Raw genomic sequence first — 18,336 nt, forward strand, 5'->3', positions numbered from 1 at the left:
TCCTCTCATTTACGGGTGCAAACTTATAACTTTATTATGAATTAAAAAAATTAATTAAAAAAGAATTCTGTAGTTGTAGTATTATTAGCTGTATAAACAGGATCAGAAAAAGTGATTGTCTTAGTTTTCTTTTTATAAAAACCATTGGACAAAACTTCATAAACTTCCTCATTAACATTTTGCTGCAACAGATTTTTTGAAAAATAGGAATCATTAGCTACGACAGAAAAACATTCTGCATTTATTAATCGATGCATTTTTTTTCCATAAGAATTGTCTTTTAAAAACAATAAATTATCAATAACATTAGAGAATTGAAAGTTTAAAACCTGTCCGTTGCCTTTATGAATAGCTACCATATTACCATTCAAATATGTAAACTGATTAACTGAATCCATTTGTCCGTTTAAATCAAAATCAACACCTGCTTCAACAACATTATCGTTTTCATCAAATTTAAGAATACTTCTTTTCAATATCACAGCCTGTGGGTTATCATATGGCAAATCAATTCTCTCCAAGTAAACTATCGAAGTTGAAACATACACATATCTATAATGCATAACATCAACACTTCCATTTCCGACTCTATTCCAATTAAGACCAATTAAGTCATTTGTGGCGTTGTAAAAAAAATCTTTAGAGTTAACTCCATCTGAATCGGAAATAACCAATCCATTATTGTACGTAAAATAATCGAAAGTAGTTATTCCTTGACTTATTCCATTCACAAAAACCTCATTCATTGAAGAAGACAATTTATTATTTACAATATTAGTAGTCATAACCGATTCATAGGTATTATGCAACGAACTATTAGAATCAGTATAGTTAGAAGAAGAAATGGTTTTGTAACTAGAAAATGAAGGTGTAACCTCATTTTGGTTTTCATCGACATCAGAATCATTATTACAAGATTGTAGCATGAATACAAATCCTACAATCAAAATGGACAATTTAAATAATTTCATTTGTTTTTTTATTACTATTTATCTTATTAACGAAATCACAACCTCATTATTGCAGAAAAAAATGCACATTAAGAAAAATATTTCATACAACATAAATACCTAAATTTGTATAAGCAAATCATAAAAAAGAATCATGTCAGACCACACTGTAAAAATTCTTCAGTCTTATTATATCACTCATGATGTAAAATGTTTTATTGTAGAAAAACCAGAAAACTACGATTTTATCCCCGGACAGGCCACCAATGTTTGCATTAATCTACCCGAATGGAAAGACAAACCTCGTCCTTTTACATTTACGAATTTAAGAGAACAGCGTTATTTAGAATTTATGATCAAAATTTATAGAGATCATAATGGAGTTACAAATATGCTTGGCAAAACCAATGCAGGATCCGAATTAATTATTCAAGAACCTTTTGGCGGAATTCAATTTAAAAAACCCGGAATCTTTATAGCTGCAGGAACTGGCATCACTCCTTTTTTATCCATTTTTAGAGATTTGTACAAACAAAACAAACTTTACGGCAATAAGCTCATTTATACAAACAAAACATCTGACGATGTTATCATGGATGCCGAACTAAAAAAGCTATTAAAAAACGATTACTTGAAAGTATATACCAGAGAGCACGTAATTGGATTTACTGGCAAACGCATCGACCGTAACTTTCTAATTGAAAACATTGCCGATTTTGGGCAACATTTTTATGTATGTGGACCAAAAGATTTCGTAAAGAGCATTACTGGACATTTAATTGAACTTGGTGTAACTTCTGATGCTTTAGTAATTGAAGAATAAAAAAAGCCAGTTTAACAACTGGCTTTTTTATTTATTTTCCAAAATATAATTTTGGAAAATATTTCGCTCTTAAAAAGATGGGCTTAAATTTAAGTATATCATTCTTAGAAATTAAACCTAAGAGATACAATCTATAACCATCTGTAAAATTCCTATATATTATATACAAAATTGCCCCTATGACAAAGTACAAACTTAAATCATTTATTGCTAACCAAGCTAATACTGGCAAAGGCAATAAAATAATAGTATAAAATATCAATAAATTTTTCATGATTCTTTATTTATAAATTACCTACAAACCCTATCGTAACATGCAATAGCCATGACACCAAAAGTCTCTGGAATAAACGCAGAAACCATTCCAAGACCTACTGAAGTCCAACCATGATTTGAATAAGCATCTGATATACAGTCCATTGTTGCTTGATCGCACGGCTTATTTCTACTGTAAGCAGTATTAGGTGTAGAAACAACACTATTATTTAGATAATCAAAACTAAAGGTAGATATTAATTCTTTATCAATATCAAAAACTTTAACTAAAGAGCTATTAGTTTCGTTATTAATTTCTAATAGCAACGGCTCTCCATAAATCAAATCCCCATCAAAACCAACCATAAGAGACTCACTATCTGCGCTTAATACTGGAGAAATTGATTTTACCACAATCAGCCCTAAACCAGTTTCTTCATTTAATACAATTTCAGCATTTTCAAAATCATACTGATCATTTGATACTTTATTTTCGTTATTATCAATCGATTTTGCATCGATATAATTTTGCAATTTTTGAATAGTTTGTTTATCCCCAATTTTACTAACATTCAAAGATTTATTTTCATTTTTGCTATTTTCATCTTTCTCACATGCAATAAACATTATAGCAGATACCAAAAAGAGAGATGCCAAATAAACTGGATTAATTTTTCTCATTTTATTAATTTTTTAAATTATTTATTTTAATCTCTTATGGCCATTTTGAAATCATTGCAAAACAAAAAAAAAAACTAATTAATACGTAAAAACTTAAATTTTAACTTTTATTACGGAAAAACCGTAAAAACAAAAAAGCTAAGATTTTTCTTGGCTTTAACTTGTTAATTTTAAACTAATTATGTGTTATAAAAAAAATTATTATTTCTTAACTGCTGGTTGATAATCTTTATTGTCAATTATCATTTTAGATAAAATCTCTTTTAAAATTTCTGAAGTTCCTCCACCAATTGGGCCTAAACGGCTATCACGGAACAAACGTGCCAATGGGTATTCTTCCATGTAACCATAACCTCCTAACATTTGTAAGCAATCATAAATGGCTTGGTCTGCCACTTTAGTTGATTTTAATTTGGCCATAGTAGCCTCTTTTACCACATATTCTCCTGCATTTAATCTTGCTACAGCAGCATAGTTAAACACTTTACAGTGCTCAACCTCAGTTGCATGCTCAACCATAGTGTGACGTAACGCTTGGAATTTATTAATTTTTGTCCCGAACGCCTCGCGTTGTGACATATATTCAAGAGTATAATCTATTGCATATTCAGCTCTAGCATGTGCATTGATAGCCATAATCAATCGCTCTAATGCAAAATGTTGCATTATATAAGGGAAACCTTTTCCTTCCTCTCCCATTAAGTTTTCAGCAGGTATTTCAACATTATCAAATGCAATCTCTGCAGTATCTGAAGCTCTCCAGCCTAATTTATCCAGTTTTGTAGCTGAAACACCTTTTAAATTAGCATCAACTAAAAACATTGTAATTCCTTTATTACCCAACTCTGGATTTGTTTTCGCTGCAACCACATAGTAGTCCGCATAAACACCATTAGTAATAAAAGTTTTTGAACCGTTTAGGATGTATTTATCACCTTTCTTTTCAGCTGTGGTTCTCATTCCTGCCACATCACTACCTCCAAAAGGTTCTGTTATACAAAGAGCACCAATTTTTTCACCAGCAATACTAGTAGCTAAATACTCTTGTTTAATACGTTCATCACCTTCTGCATTTAAATGTGTCATTGCTAAATAAGCATGTGCCCACATTGCAGCTGCAAAACCAGAAGATTTTACTTTTTGTAATTCTTCTAAAAATATAACCGTATAAAATAAATCCAAATTTGAACCTCCGTACGCTTCAGGATAATTTACTCCAAAAAAGCCCATCTCTCCAAATTTCTTCCAAATGAAGCGTTCTATCTGACCTGTTTTTTCCCATTTTTCAATGTGAGGCGCTACTTCTTTTTGTAAAAAATCGCGAAAACTCTCTCTAAATAATTGATGATCTTCAGTAAAATAAATTGAATTCATAAGGTTGTATTGTACTCTTTTTTAGTTTTTTATTTAAAGTCCAAATATAGAGCAATAATTTTAACTTTTTCAACAGGAAAGCCCTTAATTTTTGTTAAATCCTCAATTGATCTTATCCCGCCATTCATACTGCGATACGTTACAATTTCACGAGCTAAGGGATATCTAAAATAAGGCAATTTCATCAATTCTTTAGTGGAAGCGTTATTGATGTCAATTTTAGCAATGACAGGCACTGTCCCTATTTTAAAATTTTTATTCAATTCATAAATCACTTCTGGCGAAACTCCCCAAACACCTTGCAATTGTTCCATAGAAACAAAACCACCCAATATAGTTCTTTCTTTGATTATTCGCTCAGAAATAGCATCCCCAATTCCGAAAATTTTCATCAAATCTTCTTTTGTGGCCATATTAATATCTTGTACAACGGTCTTTTTTACCGTTTTCTCAAAAGGTTTATAATTGAGTTTTGAATAGGTCGTATAGGCATTATTTTTATTTTTTACCCATTCTGGAAATTTAAAATAGGGAGAAATTTTAGCCAATAATGAATCGGAAATTTTGGTAACTTGTTGAAAATCTTCGGCGGAGTTTACAAATTTCCCAGTTTTACGAAATTGAAGTAACCGATCAATTTCAGCTACGCTCATTCCTAACTTATATCCTTTAAAATCGGTTATAAAGTTTGGGTTAAACGGATACATTTTATAGCCTTCATCTTTATCAGTATTATTTTTAAGAGAATCAATTTCGACTTGCATTGCCAGCCATTGTTTTTCTTCTTCAGTAATTTCCTCATTTTTTACTGAAGAAAAACTGATAAAGAAATAAAAAGCTTGAAGTAAAACTATTATAAAAACTAAAAGAGCTAAACCAATACGTTGCTCTTTATTAAAAAGTAGAAATTTTTTAAAAATCATATCATTTATAAATCGAATACAGATGTTCTTTTGGTTCTCACTAAATCCTTTAGTTTAATAATAAAACCCAATGTAAGATAGACTCCAAACCACAAACCTGCTGTAACGAAAGAAATATAAATAAAAAACAATCGGACACTATTGGCACGCATTCCTAATCTATCAGCTAGTCGAGATGCAATGTGAAACCCTTGCTTTTCAAAAAAATATTTCAGTTTAAGTACAAATGACACTTTGTTTGATTTTTATGAAGTAAACTTACAATTATTTTCTAATTCTTCAAAAGTTCAATTCCTATAGAGCAGTTTAAACATTTTCCTAAATTACAATACACTTTCTTTAAATGCAGTAAAGACTGCGTTTGAAAAGCATTTTCAGATTTTACTCCAACAGCTTTAAACTTTTCGATTACTACATTTTTTTCTGGTTTGATTTCTTCGATAATTTCAATACAATCTTCAAAAGTATCTTTACCTAGAGTTCTATCATATAAAAATTTAAATGGCACAATTGTGTTTATTATTATAAGATCAATAAAAGATTTAGAAAGCGTCTTTTTTTTCTTTGGACTTAGTTTATCAAACTGATAATGATATTCCCAATAATTATTAACCGAAACAGCAAACAGACCATACAATTCGTCAATTGTAGAAGCTTCTATTACTTTTGAAAATAAGTTTTGATACAAAGAATAAAGTCTAGCCAACTGAGCCAACCTTATGGTAGGAAAATTATCAGGGCGGAGTTTAAAAAATTCAACTTGTCTATGAATAGCTATTTCTAAATTATACTTTTGTTTTATGTATTCCCAATGAAAATATAAATCTTTACAATAAGTGTCTTCATGATTTGAAGTCAGCATATTTAGCGAACCATAAAACAGAGCTTCCAAATTTTCTGAATTAAAACCTTCTTTTCTAATGATTTCAAAAGGAATTGATTTTGCCATTTGAAAAAACACATCGCCATTTATATTCAATCCAAAATTTTTTGCTAGAAAACAAAAGAAAACAGCTTCCCAATCGTTTTTAGCAAACTCTAACATTTGCTGGATTCCTTCTGACTTTTTCTCTAATCGTTCAAAATACAATCTCTCTTGCCAGTTCTTTAAAACAAACTCAGAAATGTTTTGGATATCATTCTCACAACTAATCCATGATTTTTGTTGCTTTAGCTTACTATACTTGAACAATAATTCTTTTGAGATAAACTGTGAAAGCTCTAAAACAGGGATTATTGAATTATCTTTTCTAAAAACATCAACATCATTTTCCCAAACTACATGTAGGATAACATTATTGTAATTGTCATCTTCTTGATGATTGTGCAAATACCAATCTGAAGATTTGGTATGCACCTCAATATTTCCTGCCCATTTTTGATTACCAATAATGAGTTGAGCATTAAAAAAATCAGGACCACTCGATTTTAAGTACGAACCAGGTTTTACAATCTGAAGTTCATCACCTTGAGTAGTCCTGAGAGAGCAAATATCCAGTCTTTGGAATTGCCAAATGTGGTGTAAAAATTCTTCTTGCATGGCGTATAACGAAATGTAAATATAAAAAAAATCCTACAAAATTTTGTAGGATTTAAAATTAAATATCTTAAAGCTTTACTTTATCGAATTAATAATATCATGTTTTGTAATAATATGAAACTTACCTTTTCCTAAATCGACTAAAACAGCCTGATTGTCTTTATTTATTAATTTAGAGACTTCTTCTACTGCTGTTCCTAAAGAAACCACTGGAAATGGATTGCCCATAACTTCTCTGATTGGTTTGTCAGCAACATTTTTATCAGTGATATAGCTTTGGAACAAATCTGATTCATCAACAGAACCTACAAAACCATTTACATCTACAACTGGAATTTGTGAAATTTTATATTTACGCATTCTTTCGATTGCATGAGATACCAACTCTTCTGTTCTTACAGTTACTAATGGTTTATCGATATGTTCTTTGATAAGATCTTCCGCTTTTGTAACTTCTTCTTCTAAAAATCCTCGTTCACGCATCCAATCGTCATTGAACATTTTTCCTACGTAACGACTTCCGGAATCGTGGAATAAAACCACTACCACGTCGTCTTTTGTAAAATGTTCTTTCAATTGAAGTAAACCTTTTACAGCAGCTCCTGCAGAGTTTCCAACAAAAATCCCTTCTTCTAAAGCAATTTTACGAGTATAAACTGCAGCATCTTTATCAGTTACTTTAGTGAATCCATCAATCAATGAGAAATCAACGTTTTTAGGTAAAATATCTTCACCAATACCTTCTGTGATATAGGTATAAATTTCATTCTCGTCAAAAATTCCAGTTTCGTGATATTTTTTGAATACTGAACCATACGTATCAATTCCCCATATTTTAATGTTTGGATTTTTCTCTTTTAAATATTTCGCTACACCTGAAATAGTTCCTCCAGTACCAACACCCACTACAAAGTGCGTAATTTTCCCTTCTGTTTGCTCCCAGATTTCTGGACCTGTTTGTTCGTAATGCGCTATAGCATTACTTGGATTATCGTACTGATTCACATACCAAGAGTTTGGAGTCTCTTCTGATAATCGTTTTGAAACTGAATAGTACGAACGAGGATCTGTTGGTTCAACGTCTGTAGGACAAACAACAACCTTAGCTCCTACTGCTCTAAGAATATCACATTTTTCTTTTGATTGTTTATCAGAGATTACACAAATTAATTTGTACCCTTTTACAATAGCACCAAGCGCTAATCCCATTCCGGTGTTACCAGATGTCCCTTCGATAATGGTTCCTCCTGGTTTTAATCTTCCATCGGCTTCTGCGTCTTCAATCATTTTTACAGCCATTCTGTCTTTTACTGAATTACCTGGGTTAAAGGTTTCAACTTTAGCCAATACTAAAGCATCAACTTCAGCTGTAACTTTATTTAACTTAACTAAAGGAGTGTTTCCAATAGTTTCTAATATGTTTTTTGCGTATTGCATTATAATTGTTTTTTGTTGTTACAAAGGTAAAAAAATGTAATTGATTTTTGAAATCTAGATGATTGCGTGAGGGATGGCAGCAAGTACCATGTACTGCGAACAGCCCGACCGTGCCACAGGCAGGGTCACGCCATAATTATTGAAAGAAATTCCACACTAATCCAAAGCGAATAACAAAATCCTTATAAGGATTGTTTGGTGCTGCATAATAATCACGTCCTGTAAAGCTTGCATTAAAATGCTCAGCTTTTAAGAAAATACGACATTGCTGAACGCGTGCATTTACAAAGAAATCAATGAGAGGATAATCCCCAATTTTAGTTGTATTTTGTGTATAAAATTCGGCAATTAAAGGATTGTATGCGTTTGCATAATATTCTGTAAAATATTGGAATGTAAAACCTGTTTGCAAAAACATTGCTTTTTTAAACAAAAAATCAGAATAATATAAACTATTACGAGTTGTAATTTTTGGTACATTTAAAATAGGATCATCTTGACTTACTTGTTGATACAAAACTGTGTTGTCTAAAGCAAATTTGCCCACTTTAAATTCCTTTCCTACTCTAATCGATAAGTAACCAATTGTACCATTATATTGTTTTGGCGAAAGCAAAATTACACCTGAAGTGTTAGAATCATCACTAAAATATAAATGATCAGTCAAAGTTGATATCTGTGCTTGAGCAGAACCCCATTGTGTTGTAGCATCAACTTTTAAAGTGTTTATTTTTTCGTTGTCGAAACTATTTTTCCAGTTGTAATTAACAAAGTCGCTTTGATACAAAGTATAATTCATATCTGGAACCTTACTCAAATTCAAATATTGAGCTGAAAAATGATTCTTTTCATTGAATTTATACTTCAAAGAAATATCTAAAGTAGAAAATGTCTGTTTTGAAATAGCTTTAGAAAACAAAACATATCCATTAATTTTATTTTTATTATAAAAATACTTTCCTCCTACAGCATTTAGATTATTGTTATTTGTGTTAGGAATTGATATTTGACTTCCTGTAACCACGTAACGATCATAAAAGTAATTGTACTTGAAATTCTCAACAAAGAAATTAAACTTCCCAACTAGTGAATTACTGAATGTACCACCAAGCCTATTGTACATTACATTATTCTTAGTTAAATCATTATAATTTGAATTCACATAACTTGTACCAAAACGTTCAGTTTTAGTTGGCATTTTAAATTCAAAATATTTTGTTTCGTAACTAAACTGATGATCTATTAATATGTTGTTGGTATTATCATTTTTATTGATTCTAAAAGTATGATCAATAAAGTACCTTTTACCTTTAAGCATTGTTGAAGCATCTGCCAAATTCACTTCTAATCTTGAACGATCCGTAAATTCAGAATTTCCAGATTCGAAATTATCTATGTCTGCAATTCCATCATTTTCTTTGTTCATTAAATCTTGCCCTGCATAATGCAAATTGGCAACATAACGCCTATTTTTAGTGAAATAACTAGTTGTAAATCTAAAATTACCGTTACTAGAAAGATTATTAATGTACTTCCCTAAAGAACGTAATCCTTTATAGGCTATTGAAAAATTAAGATTAGGAGAAGTATTTAGAGTAACAAAAGCATCTAAGCTTTGCCCTTGTTCCAAAACTGTTTTGAAATACAATTCAGTTAGAGGAGTTGCAACCGAATAATATTTAATATCATTAACACCCAAATAATTAAAATGTTTTCCTTTAAAACCAAATCCAGGCAATGGACTTGAAGAAGAAATAAGTCCATAATCTAAAACATTATAGGTATGACCATCATTGGCAAAAGGTAATAAGCCAAAATTATCTCTTCTAAGATAATTAAAAGCGTATTCTTTTTTTATTGTTAAAGAGGTATCGACAAAGACTGTATCCTTTAACAAGGAAATGATTTTGTACTGATCATATTTTGCCTTTGGAGCTTCCTTAGGCCCTTCACGAAGTGATTTTCTTTTTGTAGAATCTTGTTTTACTAATTCATCATCTTGCGAATAACTAATAGAAAATACGAAAAGAAATAATGTTATTAAAAAGTATTTCATATACAATAGTGAATTGCAAAAATACACATTTGAAATTATTATTTCTATTAAACAAAAAAAAAGCCCCGCAAAAAGCGGGGCCTAAATTTAAAAAGATTATTTACTTCTTTTTGATTTTTTAAAATTCTCAACTATACTTTTGTATTTACCTGAAGCAAGAGTATTACCATCTATATCTTCAACTACATAGTTGTTACCTGTTTTTATAATTACAGCTACTACATCTGCGAAACTTTCATCAGATGTTGTAGGAACTTTAACTGTAGTAGCCCAAGTTCCATATTTAGAAATCTGGAAAGTTAAATCATAAGAAAGTGGCTTAACAGGAGGTGTACTACCAAAGTCATACAATTCAGCATAAACATAGTAAACCCCATTAGGTGCAGTAGCAAGTAACTGAGTGAACTCAGGATTAGCTGAAGTTGCACCAGTGTTGTTGATTGCTGTACCTGCACTGTTTAAGATAAATAAATCAAAATCAGTATCGTGTGTTGATGCATTATTTCCATCACCGTCCTCAAATTCTAAATCAGAAATTGTACCATGCGAATTAGTAACTTTACCCCAAACAAGGTCAACTCCAACATTGTTGCTAACAAAATCATTAACTCCTATGTCAATAAATTCTGAATCTGGAGAAACCATCGCTAGCATGTTTCCAGAAGATTTTAACTTAAGCTTTAAAGTTTCAGAACCTTCAACAAATAAATCTTTATTAGGAGTTATTGTAAAAGTTGCAGATGTTTCTAAAGCAGGCAAAACTAATTTATAGCCAATTTTACCTTGTCCAAAACCACCTTCATCAATTGTAGTTTCTTCACCTGAACAAGTAAAGTCACGGAAGTTTCCACTTCCACTTTCTAGTTCGATTTTAAAATCAACATCTTTTGCCAAAGGTTTGTCAATAGTAACCGTAAAAGTAATTACATCACCTTCTGTAGCTAGTACTGATTTTTTGTCGACAGATAATGTTGGCTTAGGATTTCTTTTATCCTCTAATTGGTCATCATCACAAGAGTAGAAAAAAGTAGATGCAGATGCCAATAAAGCAAGCATTAATATATTTGTTTTTTTCATAGTAGATTATATTTTTGTATAAGTTCTAGTTCCAAAATTAAACAATGCAGGACTAGTAGCACTTAATCCGTTATGCACCACTAAATTTGTAAAAATAACTTTATTAGTAGTAGGATTAAAAGTCACAGAACTACAATCAATTAAGTATGTTGCGCTATAGTCCCAACCAACAAGAGTTAACTCACCACAAATATCTGTAAACTGCATATAAAGTGGTGTACCACCAGCAGAAAGACCCGAAGCAACTGAAAAAGTATTCGGCTCAATTTCAGACATAAGAGTAGTTCCAGAGCTAGTACTTGTACCTCCTACACTCGTATAAGTATAATTCCCAGTTAAAATTTGTGAACTACACCCAACAAATACAATTGTAATTGTTTTTTGGCTCTCACTCACTGCAACACCTGAAGCAGGTTTTAACTTAAGTATTAATTGAGTTTTTTGAGTTGGATTTAATTGACCCGTATGAACGTCTAAATTCAAGTTACCAAAATCTGATCCTGCAGGAATAGTTACTGTTTTGCTAGAAGGGAAATCAAATTCTGTACCCTCAGTAGCAGTCGAGTTCACAAGATCAACCTCATACTCTAAATTGATATCCGATGTTGGCAATTGTCCATCCCCATATCCTACTAATTTCACAGGAAAACTGCGCTCAACAGTTCCTTCATCAACAAAGTAAGAAACATTCTGTAGTGTAGACTGAAAACCAACAATTTTCGGCCCTTCTGCTACTCTATCATTTTCTAATAAATCCCCTTCATCACATGCAACAAAGGCAAGTGCTGATAAGAATAATAATACAATTTTTTTCATAATTTTCAATTTAAAAGGTTAAAATTACGACTTCCAGAATGGTCCTGTTGCGAAACAATTAGCCGCAGTTTGAGCAGGTACGTTTGCAGAATTAGACGTATATTCAGAAGTTGGATACATTAAACGTTTTGGCAAACCAGTAGTATTTGTTAAAGGTAGTGGAACTGAAGGGAAACCTGTACGTACTCTATCAATCCAACTTTCAATACCATTTACGTGCATTAAAGCAATCCATTTTTGAGTCATGATAGCTTGAACTTTATCAGAACTTCCAGTCCATCCATACCCAGCAACACTATCAATAGCACCAATGTAACCAGCTGATGAACCAGCACCCAATCTATCGAAAGAAGCGGTAATACCAGCTTCAAAATAAGTTTGAGCACCATCAGGGAATAAAGCAGCGTGAGCTGGAAATCTATAAGCAGCTTCAGCCAATAAGAATTTAGTCTCACTTAATGTAATAACATAGCTATCTAATGCTGATCCAACTACAGTATTAGTAGGAACGATTGCAGGACCTATAAAAGATGGATTATCTGGTGCTGATGCAGCATCTTCTCCTTGAACGATACCTACAACTTGACCTCCAGACAATGTAAACAATCTGTTTCTTCTTGGATCAACAACACCAGTAACTGCTCCATTTAAAGCGTCTGCAGCAAATTTAGTAGCAGTAACATAACTTCTTAAAGTAGTTGCAGAACCGGCGATATTATAACCGTATGATGCGTAGAAAGGATTCTGGTGATCTTGAACACTGTTATCATATCCAGGGTTTAAAGTAGCGTCAGTAGTTAAAAAAGTAGCACCATCAGCTTCCATTTGATCTAACTCATCATCTATATAATTTTGAGTATCTGCATCCGTTAAACCTGATTGTCTCATTAACAATCTTAACTTAACAGTATATCCAAATTTTTTCCATTGAGTCATATCACCCTTAAACATGATATCCTCATCTAGAACTGGATTATCATTAGGATCGATCATGGCAATGGCAGCATCAATTTGATCTACCAAAGCTCTGTAAATTGCTTTATCATCATCATATTTTGGATAAGCATTCCCTGTTCCTAAAAAAGCTTCAGAATAAGGACAGTCACCATACAAGTCAACAATATACTGCATGTAGTAACTCTTAAGAATCATAGCGATTGCTTTATGATTGTCCCAATCATTACTATTATATGTTGCTATATTATGTAAGTTAGCAATATTCATGTAAGTATAATCCCAAATGTTGTTATAGAAAGTAGCATTTAAAATAACACCATATTCATTTGCATTAGCTCCTGTTGTATTATTTGAGTTACCAGCCCAAGTTCCCATCCAAATATTACCTAACTGGTTCATATTTGAAGTAGAAATATCAACAGAACTATTTTCAGTATCTCCACTTATAGCCTTATATGTTTGAGCTTGAGCTGCTGCTAATAATAATTTTGGTGGAACTTTTTCACTAACAACACTGTTAGGACTGTCGTTCACATCTAACCAACTCTCACATGAAACTGTGGTAAAAATTGCCACCACAGCCATCATTTTAAAAAATTTATTTTTCATCGTCATTTTAGAATTTTAAGTTTAACGCAAAACCTATAGTTTTCTGATTAGGATATCTGTTATTGAACGCTAAACCTGATGTAAGGTTTCCTGTTCCTTCAGCAGTTTCTGGGTCATTGTATCCTTTATTTTGTTTAGGTAACCAAGTATAGAAATTACGAGCATTAACAGAAAAACTTAACGCCTCTAATCCTAATTTGCTTGTAAATTTAGGATCTAAAGTATAACCCAAAGACAATTCTCTAATTTTAAGAGCAGATGCATCTAAAACAAAATTCTCCGCAGCACCTGTATAGAAATTGTTAACATAGTTAATATAACTTGGCGTACCACCAGCAGCAGTAACTATTGAACCATTTGCCTCATCAGCACCTATCGATCCATCTCCATTATAATCATAAGATGAGTTAGGCATAATAAATCCTGTTCTGTTTTCAGCAGTTTCAATTAACTTACCATTGAAAGCCATAGTAGACTTAGTATTTGAATAGAATTTGTGACCAGTTCTGTAATCAATAGTAGTAGATAATCTAAAACCTTTGTAAGAAATAGCCGAGTTAAATCCTAAAATATAATCTGGAGTAGCAGAACCTAATTTTTTGAAATTGTTATCAATTGTTGGCAAACCATTATCATCAACAATAACTCTTCCATAATCATCTCTCAAATAAGAAGTACCTTTAATTAAAGGATATTCTTCGCCAACTTCAGCAAAAATACCAACAATACCAGCGTTTCTTAATTCTACAGCATTAGCATCTGCAGAAACTTTTGTAATTATTGATTTATAGTGCGTATAACTTAATCTAGCGTCCCAAGTAAACCCTCTTGGTTCTTCACTTCTAAAAGGAGTTACACCTAACTCAATTTCATTACCTTTTGTTTGCATACTTCCAACATTATCCAACAATGAAAAAGCTCCTGTAGTAGAAGAAGTTGAAACATCAGTTATCAAATCATCAGTATCAGTAACATAATACGAACCACTTAAAGTAATTCTATCTTTTAAGAATCCTAATTTAGCCGATACTTCTTTTGTAGTTACAAACTCAGGAGTAATCCCAGGATTTGTAAGAGTTCTATCTAAAACATAAGAGTTGTTAGCAAATGGGAAACCATCACCTAAAGCTACTACTTTATTAATATCATATGGCTGAACACCATTATCATTTCCAACTCTAGTATAGTTAGCCGTTACTTTAGCATAGTTAAGGAAACTATCTTCTAAACCAAAAGCTTTTGTAGGAACAAAAGAAACACCAGCACTTGGATAAAAATAACTGTTATTATTTTTAGCAAAAACCGAAGACCAATCATTTCTACCTGTAAGGTTTAAGAATAAATAATCTTTGTAACCTAAATCAATGTTAGCAAAAACACCTATTTTTCTCTTTTGAACAGTTCTATTATCTAAAGTAGATGGTTGAGCCGGATTCAAAACATTACTCATATTGTAAATACCAGGAACTTCTAAATTAGTCCCCCCTTGGTTTACAAATTCTTGTCTAGTATCTTGTAAATTGTTACCAAGATTGGCTTTTAAAGAAATATTATCAGTCAAGTTATAATTGAAGTTAACTAATAAATCACCATAATAAATTCTATCAGACTGATTTCCTTTAAAATATTGAGAAACAAAACCTTTACCTCTTGCCCCATAAGTAGCAGAATAAGTATCAACAAAACCATTATCATAATTCATGTTTGCAAAATTATTTAACCTAAGATTAGCTAAATAACTTACATCAATATTTTTATTGATTTCATACCCTAAAGTTACACCAGCAGTGAATCTATTAGTTTCTCTAAATTCTCTTTGATTTTTAATTCTCCAATAAGGACTTAAGTAGTACACATTCCAGTGACTTGAATTGATACCAGCAGAGAACAATTCAACAGGAATATTAGAAGCTGTATTTAACAAATCATCATATAAAGAAGCATTAATAGTACCTTGACCAACTTGTTTAATATCTTGAGTAATGTAGTTAACATTACCTTCAAGTGACCACTTTCCAATTTTTTTTCCAGCTCTAAACAAGAAAGAGTTTTGCTTTAACTCATCACCCTCTACAACGAAATCATTTTGAGTTCTATTAGCTCCAAAATTGAAATACCCAGAATTGATATCTCCTCCAGACAATGAAATACCATTTTGATAAATAGTTCCATTTTTAAAGAAATTCTTCATATGATCTTTGATTGGAGAATAAGGCGCCATAAAATAAGTACCATCTGGCTGAGGCAAACCTACTGGCTGCATTGAACCATCAAACTCCGGACCCCAAGACCCATTCTCAAAACTTGAAAAAGTACCATCCCAACCTTGACCGTATCTTAACTGAGATTGAGGCATGTAAGCAATTGAACTAAAATCAACAGCAGAATTTACATTAACAGATAATTTATCTCCTTTACTTCCTTTTTTAGTATTAACAATAATAACTCCATTAACACCATCAGATCCATATAAAGCAGCACCTTGAGCTCCTTTTAATACGTTTACGTTATCAATTAACTCTGGAGCAATTTGTTGCAATGTTGCAATATTAGAAATCGCACCATCAATAACAACCAAAGCTTCATTACTACTTGAAATAGAGCGCGCTCCTCTTAAAACCACTTTTGTAGTAGCTGCAACTCCAGAACTAGTAGTGTTAATTTGTAATCCAGAAACCTTACCTGTCAACGACTGAACAACGTTAGGGTTAGCCGCCTGAGTAATCTCTTTCGCCTTTACAACCTGATTCTCTGATGTAATCGCGTCTTGACGTTTTTTAATACCTACAGCAGTAACAACAACTTCTTTTAATTGTGTAGCAGCATCATCTTGCATAGTAGCATTCATAACAGAAGAAGCACCTACAACCTTAGTAACAGTACCCATTCCCATAAATGAGTATACTAATTTTTCTCCTTCTTTTGCTTTGATAGAATAGCTTCCATCAAAATTTGTTTGAACACCACGCGTTGTACCTTGTACAACAACATTCACCCCTGGAAGCGGACCGCTAGCATCGGAAACCGTACCAGTAATAGTTTTCTCTTGAGCAAAAGAAAACTGCATTGTTAACGCCATTAATAGCGTAAAAATCCATTTGAACTTTGATCTCATATTAATTTTATTTGAGTTAGTTATTTCGCAAACTTCATAATAATTTCTTAAATAACCAAATAATACAGTGAAATATTACGATTTTATTTACGTTAAAATTTACCATGAAATAAAATAAAATCATCAAATACTTCGATCCTTTGTAAGAAATAATATATTTATTTTAGCTTAAATTTATATTTTTGACAAAACTAAATTTATGTTAAAGAACTCTTTTTCAGATGTTATTTTTGAAGCCGGAACAGATGAAGCTGGTCGTGGCTGCCTTGCAGGACCTGTGACAGCAGCAGCCATAATACTTCCCGAAGATTTTTACATTGAAAAACTTAACGATTCAAAACAACTATCCGAAAAAATTAGAGACCAACTAAAACCCATAATTGAAGACAAGGCTCTAACTTTCGCCTATACACACATACACAACAAAGAAATAGACGAAATAAACATCCTTAACGCTTCGATGAAAGCCATGCAAGAAAGCATCATCAAACTAAATTCTAAACCTGAATTTATAATTGTTGACGGAAATAGACCCATTTTTAACAAACTAGGTATAAAAACAACATCTGGATATAATTTCACCGACTTAGAAATTGAGCATTTGAAGTCAATCCCGAATCAAAGCATTATTAAAGGAGACAGCAAATACCTAAGTATAGCTGCCGCATCAGTTTTAGCAAAAACATACCGAGATGAGTATATGAACAAAATTCACGAAGAGTTTCCTATGTATGGCTGGAATAAAAACAAAGGCTATCCCACAAAAGACCATCGTGAAGCAATCGCAAAATATGGTACAACTAAATACCATCGAATGTCATTTAGATTATTACCAGAACAATTAAAATTAGAATTATAAAAAAAGAGGTTCAAAATTGAACCTCTTTTTAATTTATGTCATTTGCGCTTCAAACAAACTTACAAAATGTTTTACTATTTTTTGCTTCACTTCCTTTTCATCGACTTCTCTTCCCAATTCAACATGAAGTGATGTAACCGCTTTCCCTTTTATCCCACAAGGAATAATATTATCAAAATAACCCAAATCAGCATTTACATTCAATGCAAAACCATGCATGGTTACCCAACGAGAAGCACGGACACCCATCGCACATATTTTTCGTGCAAAAGGCGTTCCAACCCCCAACCAAACTCCAGTCTCCCCTTCACTTCTTTCAGATGCTATTCCGTATTCTTCTAAAGTCAAAATAATAGCCTCTTCTAATAAACGCAAATACTTATGAATATCAGTAAAGAAATTTTCTAAATCCAAGATTGGATAACCCACAATTTGACCAGGACCGTGATACGTTATATCTCCTCCTCTATTAATTTTGTAGAAAGTAGCTCCTTTTGCTTCCAATTGTTTTTCCGAAAGCAATAAATTAGACATATCACCACTTTTTCCTAATGTATACACATGAGGATGCTCAACAAATAGAAAAAAATTATCTGTTTCAACTGACGGGTTTTCTCTTTTTTGAATTTTCTGATTTACAATCCCAGCAAATAATTCTTCTTGATAGTCCCAAGTATCTTTATAATCTTTTTGACCTAAGTCTTGAAGTTTAACTTTTTTATTCATTTTATTTTGGGCAACTTTTCCGCCTTCCGTTCCCGCTTTTTAAAATTGTTCGTTGAAGATCTCGAAGTAAACAATTTTAAAAGAGCTCCACTCGAATCGAAGAATGAGATTAGTCGAATACCAACTAAAAACAACTAC

The 18,336-nt window shown here is 32.0% G+C and carries 15 protein-coding genes; 2 read left to right on the forward strand and 13 right to left on the reverse strand.

The window, feature by feature from the left end; genetic code table 11:
- Window positions 1–50: 50 nt before the first annotated feature.
- Window positions 51–971, reverse strand: a complete 921-nt coding sequence (locus LJY17_RS08790; protein ID WP_264543458.1) for a hypothetical protein — start codon at window positions 969–971, stop codon at window positions 51–53.
- Between the two features lie 133 nt (window positions 972–1,104).
- Between LJY17_RS08790 and LJY17_RS08795 the strand changes: the two genes are divergently transcribed.
- Entirely contained in the window at window positions 1,105–1,773 is a 669-nt protein-coding gene (locus LJY17_RS08795) for an FAD-binding oxidoreductase (RefSeq protein WP_264543459.1), read from the forward strand.
- A gap of 291 nt (window positions 1,774–2,064) precedes the next feature.
- On the opposite strand, the gene LJY17_RS08800 is transcribed toward LJY17_RS08795, so the two are convergent.
- From LJY17_RS08800 to LJY17_RS08850, 11 genes are all read right to left on the reverse strand, one after another.
- Window positions 2,065–2,709, reverse strand: coding sequence for a hypothetical protein (locus LJY17_RS08800; protein WP_264543460.1), 645 nt, complete (start codon window positions 2,707–2,709; stop codon window positions 2,065–2,067).
- Between the two features lie 201 nt (window positions 2,710–2,910).
- Window positions 2,911–4,083 (reverse strand): acyl-CoA dehydrogenase family protein, encoded by a 1,173-nt coding sequence (locus tag LJY17_RS08805; protein ID WP_264543461.1) that lies wholly within the window; start codon window positions 4,081–4,083, stop codon window positions 2,911–2,913.
- A gap of 29 nt (window positions 4,084–4,112) precedes the next feature.
- The gene (locus LJY17_RS08810; RefSeq protein ID WP_264543462.1) at window positions 4,113–5,006 is read right to left on the reverse strand and encodes a ComEA family DNA-binding protein; all 894 of its coding nucleotides are present in this window, start codon (window positions 5,004–5,006) and stop codon (window positions 4,113–4,115) included.
- A gap of 5 nt (window positions 5,007–5,011) precedes the next feature.
- Complete coding sequence (locus LJY17_RS08815; RefSeq protein ID WP_264543463.1) at window positions 5,012–5,239, reverse strand: PspC domain-containing protein; 228 nt, start codon at window positions 5,237–5,239, stop codon at window positions 5,012–5,014.
- A 38-nt stretch (window positions 5,240–5,277) separates the two neighbouring features.
- Entirely contained in the window at window positions 5,278–6,546 is a 1,269-nt protein-coding gene (locus LJY17_RS08820; protein ID WP_264543464.1) for a DUF2851 family protein, read from the reverse strand.
- 75 nt (window positions 6,547–6,621) lie between these two features.
- Window positions 6,622–7,983: a pyridoxal-phosphate dependent enzyme gene (locus LJY17_RS08825; RefSeq protein WP_264543465.1), complete on the reverse strand. Its 1,362-nt coding sequence runs from the start codon at window positions 7,981–7,983 to the stop codon at window positions 6,622–6,624.
- A 136-nt stretch (window positions 7,984–8,119) separates the two neighbouring features.
- A complete protein-coding gene (locus LJY17_RS08830) occupies window positions 8,120–10,039 on the reverse strand; it encodes a putative porin (RefSeq protein WP_264543466.1) in 1,920 nt (639 codons plus the stop codon).
- 96 nt (window positions 10,040–10,135) lie between these two features.
- Window positions 10,136–11,116 carry a hypothetical protein gene (locus LJY17_RS08835; RefSeq protein ID WP_264543467.1) on the reverse strand — a complete coding sequence of 327 codons (981 nt, stop codon included), beginning with the start codon at window positions 11,114–11,116 and terminating at the stop codon, window positions 10,136–10,138.
- Between the two features lie 6 nt (window positions 11,117–11,122).
- On the reverse strand, window positions 11,123–11,932 hold the full coding sequence (locus LJY17_RS08840; RefSeq protein WP_264543468.1) for a hypothetical protein: 810 nt from the start codon (window positions 11,930–11,932) through the stop codon (window positions 11,123–11,125).
- A gap of 24 nt (window positions 11,933–11,956) precedes the next feature.
- Window positions 11,957–13,498 (reverse strand): SusD/RagB family nutrient-binding outer membrane lipoprotein, encoded by a 1,542-nt coding sequence (locus LJY17_RS08845; protein WP_264543469.1) that lies wholly within the window; start codon window positions 13,496–13,498, stop codon window positions 11,957–11,959.
- Between the two features lie 7 nt (window positions 13,499–13,505).
- Window positions 13,506–16,613: a SusC/RagA family TonB-linked outer membrane protein gene (locus LJY17_RS08850; protein ID WP_264543470.1), complete on the reverse strand. Its 3,108-nt coding sequence runs from the start codon at window positions 16,611–16,613 to the stop codon at window positions 13,506–13,508.
- Between the two features lie 199 nt (window positions 16,614–16,812).
- Here LJY17_RS08850 and LJY17_RS08855 point away from each other — a divergent pair, with 199 nt between their 5' ends.
- Complete coding sequence (locus LJY17_RS08855; protein ID WP_264543471.1) at window positions 16,813–17,472, forward strand: ribonuclease HII; 660 nt, start codon at window positions 16,813–16,815, stop codon at window positions 17,470–17,472.
- 33 nt (window positions 17,473–17,505) lie between these two features.
- Here the strand turns inward: LJY17_RS08855 and lipB are convergent, their stop codons facing one another.
- Window positions 17,506–18,198: a lipoyl(octanoyl) transferase LipB gene (gene lipB / locus LJY17_RS08860; RefSeq protein ID WP_264543472.1), complete on the reverse strand. Its 693-nt coding sequence runs from the start codon at window positions 18,196–18,198 to the stop codon at window positions 17,506–17,508.
- Window positions 18,199–18,336: the final 138 nt, after the last annotated feature.

This window comes from Flavobacterium hankyongi (assembly GCF_036840915.1).
GTDB lineage: Bacteria > Bacteroidota > Bacteroidia > Flavobacteriales > Flavobacteriaceae > Flavobacterium > Flavobacterium hankyongi.